This is a genomic window from Neisseria sp. P0021.S005, from assembly GCF_051956955.1.
The window spans coordinates 1-6,984 of sequence record NZ_JBQCWY010000134.1; the positions used below are offsets into that span (position 1 = coordinate 1).

The window sequence follows — 6,984 nt, forward strand, 5'->3', positions numbered from 1 at the left end:
CCTACGATGTTGAGTTGAGCATTAAAGACAAAATCCGTGCGATTGCCCAAAAAGTGTACGGCGCGGAAGATGTCGATTTCAGCGCAGAAGCGTCTGCCGAAATCGCTTCACTGGAAAAACTGGGCTTGGACAAAATGCCGGTCTGCATGGCGAAAACCCAATATTCTTTGAGCGACAACGCCAAACTCTTGGGCTGCCCTGAAGGCTTCCGCATTACCGTGCGCGGTATTACCGTTTCTTCCGGTGCGGGCTTCATCGTTGCGCTGTGCGGCAACATGATGAAGATGCCGGGTCTGCCGAAAGTTCCAGCTGCCGAGAAAATCGATGTGGATGCAGACGGCGTGATTCATGGCTTGTTCTGATTTAGATTGATTTTGAAATAGATAAAGGCCGTCTGAAACGAGGTTTCAGACGGCCTTTTATAATTTAAGTGAATTTCAACCGGCTTTTTAAGAAATTGAAGAAATTGTCTATCATGTCGAACATCGTATTGCGGTCTTCGCCAAACAAAGAAATGCTGCGGTCCTTACTGATTCTGTCATACGCGGCAAAAATGGTTTTCAGCTCTTCGGTGGTCAAGCGCAGTTGCTTTTCGTACAAGATGCGGCTTAAGAGCGTTACTTCCGTCGCGTTCAAATCAGGGAAGAGATGACTGATCCACAACTCCATGGTGTATTGGACGGATCTGTTGATTTTGTCTCTTTTTTTGCTTTCTTGATTTGTGTGTATCCTGTATGACAACAAAGACTCGGGCAGGTTGGCAAAGGTTTTGCCATGTAGGGCGCATTGTACCCACATATGGAAATCGGGAGCGGTTTCTGTCGCGGTGTAGTTTATCCCAAGGTTTTTAATGCTATCGTGCCGCCACATGGTGGTGGGGTTGAACATGTTTTGGGCGGCAAAGGAGAGAAAGGCTTTAATGTCTTTGTCGAGCAGGGGGAGGTCGCTTAAAACGGGTTCTCTTCCGGTTTGGTCGTCGAAAAAGATGGTGGCTTGGCTGCCGACAATATCGATTTCGGGATGGCTGTCTAAAAACTGAATCTGTTTTTCAAAACGATCCAAGGCGCAAATATCGTCTGCGTCCATTCGTGCCACATATTCGACCTTTACGTCTTTGAGCATATCCATGGCAAATTGGCAGGCAAACGGCTCGCCCCTGTTTTCCGGAAGGTGGAAAACCTGCAAACGTGAATCTTTAGCTGCGTAAGCCTCGAGGATTTCGCCGGTTTTGTCTGTTGAAGCATCGTTGATGGCGATGACGAAAAAGTCACGGAATGTTTGATTCAATACCGAATCCAAGCATTCGGGCAAATAAGCTTCGGCACAATAGGCCGGCAAAATAACGGCGAGTTTCATGTTTGCTTTCGATGTGTTTTGATGTGTAGTCGGTGGAAGATTTTACTATAAATTTCCCAAAAGCTAAGGCCGTCTGAAACCTTATTTTCAAGTTTTCAGACGGCCTTAGTGTGAATCCGAGATACGGATTATTTAACGATTTGGTTCAATTCGCCTTTGGCGTATTTGGTTGCCATTTTTTCCAAAGAAATCGGTTTGATTTTGTCGGCTTGGCCTTCGCAACCGAATGCGAGGTAGCGGTCAAGACAGATTTGTTTCATGGCTTCGACGGTTTTGCTCAAGTATTTGCGCGGGTCGAATTCGGATGGGTTTTCTGCCATGAAGCGGCGGATGGCACCGGTAGAGGCGAGGCGCAAGTCGGTATCGATGTTGACTTTGCGCACGCCGTGTTTGATGCCTTCGACGATTTCTTCTACAGGTACGCCGTAGGTTTCACCAATTTTGCCGCCGTGTTCGTTGATGACTTTCAGCCATTCTTGCGGAACGGAGCTGGAACCGTGCATCACGATGTGGGTGTTGGGCAGGGCTTGGTGGATTTCTTTGATGCGGTCGATACGCAATACGTCGCCTGTGGGCGGACGGGTGAATTTGTATGCACCGTGGCTGGTACCGACGGCAATAGCCAATGCGTCAACGCCGGTATCTTTAACGAAACGTACGGCATCTTCGACGCTGGTCAGCATTTGGTCGTGGGAAAGTTTGCCCACTGCGCCGACGCCGTCTTCTTCGCCGGCTTCTCCGGTTTCGAGGTTGCCCAATACGCCGATTTCGCCTTCGACGGACACGCCGCAAGCGTGGGAGAAGTTAACGACGGTACGGGTGGCGTTGACGTTGTATTCGTAAGAAGAAGGGGTTTTGCCGTCTTCCATCAGCGAGCCGTCCATCATCACAGAGGAGAAGCCCAGTTGGATGGAGCGTTGGCACACATCAGGAGATGCGCCGTGGTCTTGGTGCATTACGACAGGGATGTGCGGGAATTCTTCAACTGCGGCCAAAATCAGATGGCGCAGGAATGGGGCACCTGCGTATTTGCGTGCGCCTGCGGATGCTTGAACGATAACGGGGGCGTTGACTTGGTCGGCCGCCTCCATGATGGCGCGCATCTGTTCGAGGTTGTTAACGTTGAATGCGGGCAGACCGTAGCTGTTTTCGGCAGCATGGTCCAATAATTGGCGCATGGATACGAGTGCCATGAGAAGCTCCTGAAGTAGTGAAGGGTAAATTTATCCGATAAATTATAATGTTTTTTGAAATGAAAAACTACAAGCTGCTACATTGTTTTTATATATTAACGAACAGGGTCTCGGTTTATAATGGCGTGGTATTGAAAACGGGTGTGCAAAATGGATAGGATTTCGGTGGCCAAGTGTGATAAGCCTTTGTTTCAGACGGCCTTGACGGTGCAGGTGGGCGATGTGAACTATGGCGGCCATTTGGCGAACGATGCTGTGTTGCGTTTGTGCCATGAAGTGCGGATGCGTTGGTTGGCGAAGCTGGGTTGGAGCGAAATGGATGCTGGAGGGGCAGGCCTGATTATGGCGGATGCGGCGGTGCAGTATTTGGCGCAAGGTCATCATGGCGATGAGCTGTCGGTAGAAATGGGGGCGGCAGGCATGGCCGGTGTGGGCTTTTCTTTGTTGTACCGTATCCGCAGGATTTCAGACGGCCTTGTGCTGGCGAAAGTACAGACAGGCATGGTGTGTTTTGATTATGGCAAACAACGCGTCTGCCGTCTGCCTTCGGCCTTGAAAGCAGCATTGGAGGCCGTCTGAAATGGCGGAATCAAATAATTTTGCGCTTCATCTTGAACGCTATCTGAAAACCTTGCTGCAACAAGGCAAGTCGGAGCATACCGTTTCCGCTTATCGGCGCGATTTGAGTGAATTGATGCGCCTATTGCCCGATAATCTGGAAAACGGTCTGCCGACGCGCCGTGATTTTGTGGCGGTATTGAAAAAGCTGTCGCAAAAGGGCTTGAGCGAAAGCAGCTTGGCGCGGAAATTGTCGGTATGGCGGCAGTATTGCAGTTGGCTGGTGCAGATAGAAGTCATGGAAAGCGATCCGACATTTAATATGAAAGCGCCGCGCCTGCCCGAACGCTTGCCTAAAGCACTACCGCAAGAACCTTTAAACCATATCCTTGACCATGCGCCTGTTGATGACGAATTGGACGTGCGCGATAAGGCCATGTTTGAATTGATGTATGGTAGCGGTTTGCGCCTGAGCGAGATACAAGGTTTGAATCTGGACGGTATCGTTTTGGACGAAGGCTGGGTCAGTGTGAAGGGTAAAGGCGGCAAGCAGCGGCAAGTGCCTTTGGTGGGCAAGAGCATTGCGGCATTGCGTGATTATTTGGCAGTGCGTATTGCCAAAGAGGGCGAGCAGGCCTTGTTTACTAATAAGAACGGCGGCAGGCTGGGGCAACGTCAAATTCAAAAACGCCTGCAGGCGTGGGCAGTGCGCGTGGGCAGCGCCAGCCATATCTCGCCGCACATGATGCGCCACAGCTATGCAACCCATCTTTTGCAGGCATCGGGCGATATCCGCGCCGTACAGGAATTGTTGGGTCACAGCAACCTTTCCGCTACGCAAGTTTATACAAAGCTGGACTTTGACCATTTGGCGCGCGTTTATGATGAGGCGCACCCAAGGGCGAAACGGAAAAAATGATTTTGTTTGAATCAGGCCGTCTGAAAGAATGTTTTCAGACGGCCTGATGTTTTATACAGATGATTTGAAACCATTTGAATTTTGATCGGTCTGATGAGGTTTCGATATTGGTTTAATGTGCGGATAGCATAAACGCCGGAAGAATAGGCTGTTTTGTCTTACCGTTTATCTTTTAAAACGACCTTTTGTTTGATAATATTAGTAATGAGAGCTAATATCATATTATGATATGCAGCCTTTAAAACAGCAGGTCTATAAACTTTCTCTATAAGCATTAATGCTTATTTTGACTGTAAAACGACTTGCAAACGGGAATTGTTGCTATTAACATAACGGAATTATGGATAAAAAACGAATTTTAACTCCAGCCGTCGTGACTTCCGTTGCGTTGATTCACGTCGGCTTGGTTGCACTTTTATGGCACGCGCACAAACCGCCTCCTGTCGAAATGGCGAATATTGAATTTGTCGATTTAGGCGATTTCGGCGGTGGCGACGGTAGTCCTGAGGGCGAAGGCGCACCTGCAGCCCCCGAGCCTACTCCAGAACAACCGAAACCCAAGCCGAAACCCAAACCTAAGCCTGTCGAACCGCCCAAACCTGTTATCAAACCTGTGGTAACGAAAAAAGAAAAAGCGGATATCGTGCAGCAAAAGGAAAAACCGAAACCTATCGAGAAACCTAAGCCCGAGCCTAAGCCGGAACCCAAACCTGAGCCGAAGCCCGAGCCAAAACCTGAACCAAAACCAGAGCCGAAGGCAGAACCTAAACCATCTCCTAAAGCATCTGAATACTCAGGCAGCAAAACCGGGCCGAACACTGCTGAAAACGGTAAAGGCAACGGCGAAGGCAAAGCCTTGAGTGGAGAAGGAAAAGGCAACGGCGGCGGTACGAAAGGTACAGGCAGCGGCCGTGGCGAAGGCGGCGGATCCGGTAGCGGCGGTGCGAAAGGCGAACATGGTTCCGGTACCGGTGGCGGAGGTGGTGGCAGCGGTACAGGTGCCGGCAGCAGTAAAGGCAATCCGGCAAAAGGAACCTGCCATATTCCGAGACCTCCGTATCCTTCACTGTCCACTGAAAATGGCGAAGAGGGCTTGGTTGTTTTGAAAGTCTTGGTTGGTCCCGGCGGTAAAGTGGATTCAATTAGTGTGAATAAATCAAGTGGTTATAGTCGTCTGGATAATGCAGCGCGTAAAGCCGTTAAAGATGGTAGCTGTCATGCAAGCGTTTGGACTGAATTTAAAGTACCTGTCAAATTCACGCTTGAATAAGTATCTAGGACTAAGCTGATTGATTGGAAAATATATGCTGTTGGGGAATATTTTTAAATGACCCGATAGAAATTTTAATTTTATTTTTAACTTGGAAAAATTATGGATTTAAGTTTAGTTTTCAAATCAGGTGATGTGGTACTGATTGGTGTATTTGTCCTGATGTTGTTGATGAGTGTGGTGACTTGGAGTGTCATTGTGATTCGCTGCATCAAATACCGCAAAGCGAAAAAAGGCAATGCTCAGGTAAAAGAGTTGATGTTGAATGCGTTTACGCTGGCTGATGCCGTACAAAAAGCCAAAGCGGTAGAAGCACCGATGAGCAATGTTGCCGATGAGTCTCTGCGCGCATACCAAAACTACCGTCAAACGACAAGCAAATCGCTGATTGACGAATTGCCTTTGAATGAATACTTGGTCGTTCACATCCGCAACAGCATGTCACAAACCATGCGTCAGTTCGACTATGGCATGACCGCGTTGGCCTCCATCGGCGCAACCGCTCCGTTTATCGGCCTGTTGGGTACTGTTTGGGGTATTTACCATGCCCTGATCGGCATCAGCGAAAGCGGTCAAATGAGCATTGCTGCGGTAGCCGGTCCGATTGGTGAGGCTTTGGTATCGACTGCCGTCGGCCTGTTTGTAGCGATTCCGGCTGTATTGGCATACAACTTCCTCAATCGCGGTACAAAAACCATCGCGCAAGATATGGACGCATTTGCACATGACCTGCATGTCCGCCTTCTGAATCAAAAGGATTAAATCATGGCTTTCGGATCAATGAATTCTGGCGATGATGCGCCGATGTCGGATATCAACGTTACACCTTTGGTGGACGTGATGCTGGTGTTGCTGATTGTATTTATGATTACCATGCCGGTGCTGACCCACTCGATTCCTTTGGAGTTGCCGACTGCTTCGGAAAAAGCGGCGAAAGAGGATAAGCAGCAGCCTAAAGATCCTTTGCGTTTGAGCATTGATGCCAATGGTGCTTATGTTGTTGGCGGAGATTCGGATAACAAAGTGGATTTGGCAACGGTAACTGCCAAGCTGAAAGAAGCCAAAGCGAAAAACGAAGATGTGATTGTGGCGATTGCGGCGGATAAAGCGGTTGAATACGATTATGTCAACCAAGCCCTGCAAGCGGCGCGCGAAGCCGGTATCAGCAAAATCGGTTTTGTAACGGAAACCAAAGCGCAGTAATCTTTTGAATACAGTAAAGGCCGTCTGAAATTTGAGTAAAGTTTCAGACGGCCTTTTGTTGTATTTGGTAACTATATGTCCAGGCTGTATAATTAGCGGATTAAATTGAATAATGACAATACAGGAACCACTATGACAGAAACCATCGAGCGCGACAGTATGCAATACGATGTCGTGATTGTCGGCGCAGGCCCGTCGGGTTTGTCTGCCGCCATCAAACTCAAGCAGCTTGCCGAAAAGAATGGACGCGAAATCAGCGTTTGCGTGGTGGAGAAGGGTTCGGAGGCCGGTGCGCACTCGCTAGCCGGTGCCATCATCGATCCGATTTCTTTGAATGAGTTGATTCCTGATTGGAAAGAAAAAGGCGCGCCGCTGACGCGTACAGTGACGAAGGACAGGGTTTTGTTCCTGACCGAGAAAAAAGCCTTCAACTTGCCGGTTACCCCGAATTTCGACAACCATGCGAACTATATTGCCAGCTTGGG

General features: G+C 49.0%; 9 protein-coding genes. 7 read left to right on the forward strand and 2 right to left on the reverse strand.

Going from position 1 to position 6,984, the window contains the following annotated elements:
* Nucleotides 1–362: formate--tetrahydrofolate ligase (locus ACTHUE_RS08960; protein WP_440423313.1), on the forward strand; the 362-nt coding region annotated here is incomplete at its 5' end.
* A gap of 64 nt (nt 363–426) precedes the next feature.
* Here ACTHUE_RS08960 and ACTHUE_RS08965 read toward each other — a convergent pair.
* Both ACTHUE_RS08965 and fba read right to left on the reverse strand, forming a co-directional pair.
* Nucleotides 427–1,356, reverse strand: a complete 930-nt coding sequence (locus tag ACTHUE_RS08965) for a glycosyltransferase family 2 protein (protein ID WP_004518819.1) — start codon at nt 1,354–1,356, stop codon at nt 427–429.
* Nucleotides 1,357–1,484: 128 nt separating this feature from the next.
* Nucleotides 1,485–2,549 (reverse strand): class II fructose-bisphosphate aldolase, encoded by a 1,065-nt coding sequence (gene fba / locus ACTHUE_RS08970; RefSeq protein ID WP_003686828.1) that lies wholly within the window; start codon nt 2,547–2,549, stop codon nt 1,485–1,487.
* Between the two features lie 150 nt (nt 2,550–2,699).
* On the opposite strand from fba, the gene ACTHUE_RS08975 reads away from it, so the two are divergent.
* From ACTHUE_RS08975 to ACTHUE_RS09000, 6 genes are all read left to right on the forward strand, one after another.
* Nucleotides 2,700–3,128 carry an acyl-CoA thioesterase gene (locus tag ACTHUE_RS08975; protein ID WP_070588022.1) on the forward strand — a complete coding sequence of 143 codons (429 nt, stop codon included), beginning with the start codon at nt 2,700–2,702 and terminating at the stop codon, nt 3,126–3,128.
* Nucleotide 3,129: 1 nt separating this feature from the next.
* On the forward strand, nt 3,130–4,026 hold the full coding sequence (locus tag ACTHUE_RS08980; protein ID WP_070625055.1) for a tyrosine recombinase XerC: 897 nt from the start codon (nt 3,130–3,132) through the stop codon (nt 4,024–4,026).
* A gap of 340 nt (nt 4,027–4,366) precedes the next feature.
* Nucleotides 4,367–5,296, forward strand: coding sequence for an energy transducer TonB (locus tag ACTHUE_RS08985; RefSeq protein WP_049344498.1), 930 nt, complete (start codon nt 4,367–4,369; stop codon nt 5,294–5,296).
* Between the two features lie 102 nt (nt 5,297–5,398).
* Entirely contained in the window at nt 5,399–6,058 is a 660-nt protein-coding gene (locus ACTHUE_RS08990; RefSeq protein ID WP_049332314.1) for a MotA/TolQ/ExbB proton channel family protein, read from the forward strand.
* Between the two features lie 3 nt (nt 6,059–6,061).
* Complete coding sequence (locus ACTHUE_RS08995; RefSeq protein WP_049344497.1) at nt 6,062–6,499, forward strand: ExbD/TolR family protein; 438 nt, start codon at nt 6,062–6,064, stop codon at nt 6,497–6,499.
* 132 nt (nt 6,500–6,631) lie between these two features.
* Nucleotides 6,632–6,984 (forward strand): NAD(P)/FAD-dependent oxidoreductase (locus ACTHUE_RS09000; RefSeq protein ID WP_440423314.1); only part of this gene is annotated, 353 nt, incomplete at its 3' end.

Excerpts from the sequence above, each read along its gene's own strand:
- ACTHUE_RS08965 (WP_004518819.1), bottom strand. The coding sequence starts at position 1,356 with ATGAAACTCGCCGTTATTTTGCCGGCCTATTGTGCCGAAGCTTATTTG.
- fba (WP_003686828.1), bottom strand. The coding sequence starts at position 2,549 with ATGGCACTCGTATCCATGCGCCAATTATTGGACCATGCTGCCGAAAAC.
- ACTHUE_RS08975 (WP_070588022.1), top strand. The coding sequence starts at position 2,700 with ATGGATAGGATTTCGGTGGCCAAGTGTGATAAGCCTTTGTTTCAGACG.
- ACTHUE_RS08980 (WP_070625055.1), top strand. The coding sequence starts at position 3,130 with ATGGCGGAATCAAATAATTTTGCGCTTCATCTTGAACGCTATCTGAAA.
- ACTHUE_RS08985 (WP_049344498.1), top strand. The coding sequence starts at position 4,367 with ATGGATAAAAAACGAATTTTAACTCCAGCCGTCGTGACTTCCGTTGCG.
- ACTHUE_RS08990 (WP_049332314.1), top strand. The coding sequence starts at position 5,399 with ATGGATTTAAGTTTAGTTTTCAAATCAGGTGATGTGGTACTGATTGGT.
- ACTHUE_RS08995 (WP_049344497.1), top strand. The coding sequence starts at position 6,062 with ATGGCTTTCGGATCAATGAATTCTGGCGATGATGCGCCGATGTCGGAT.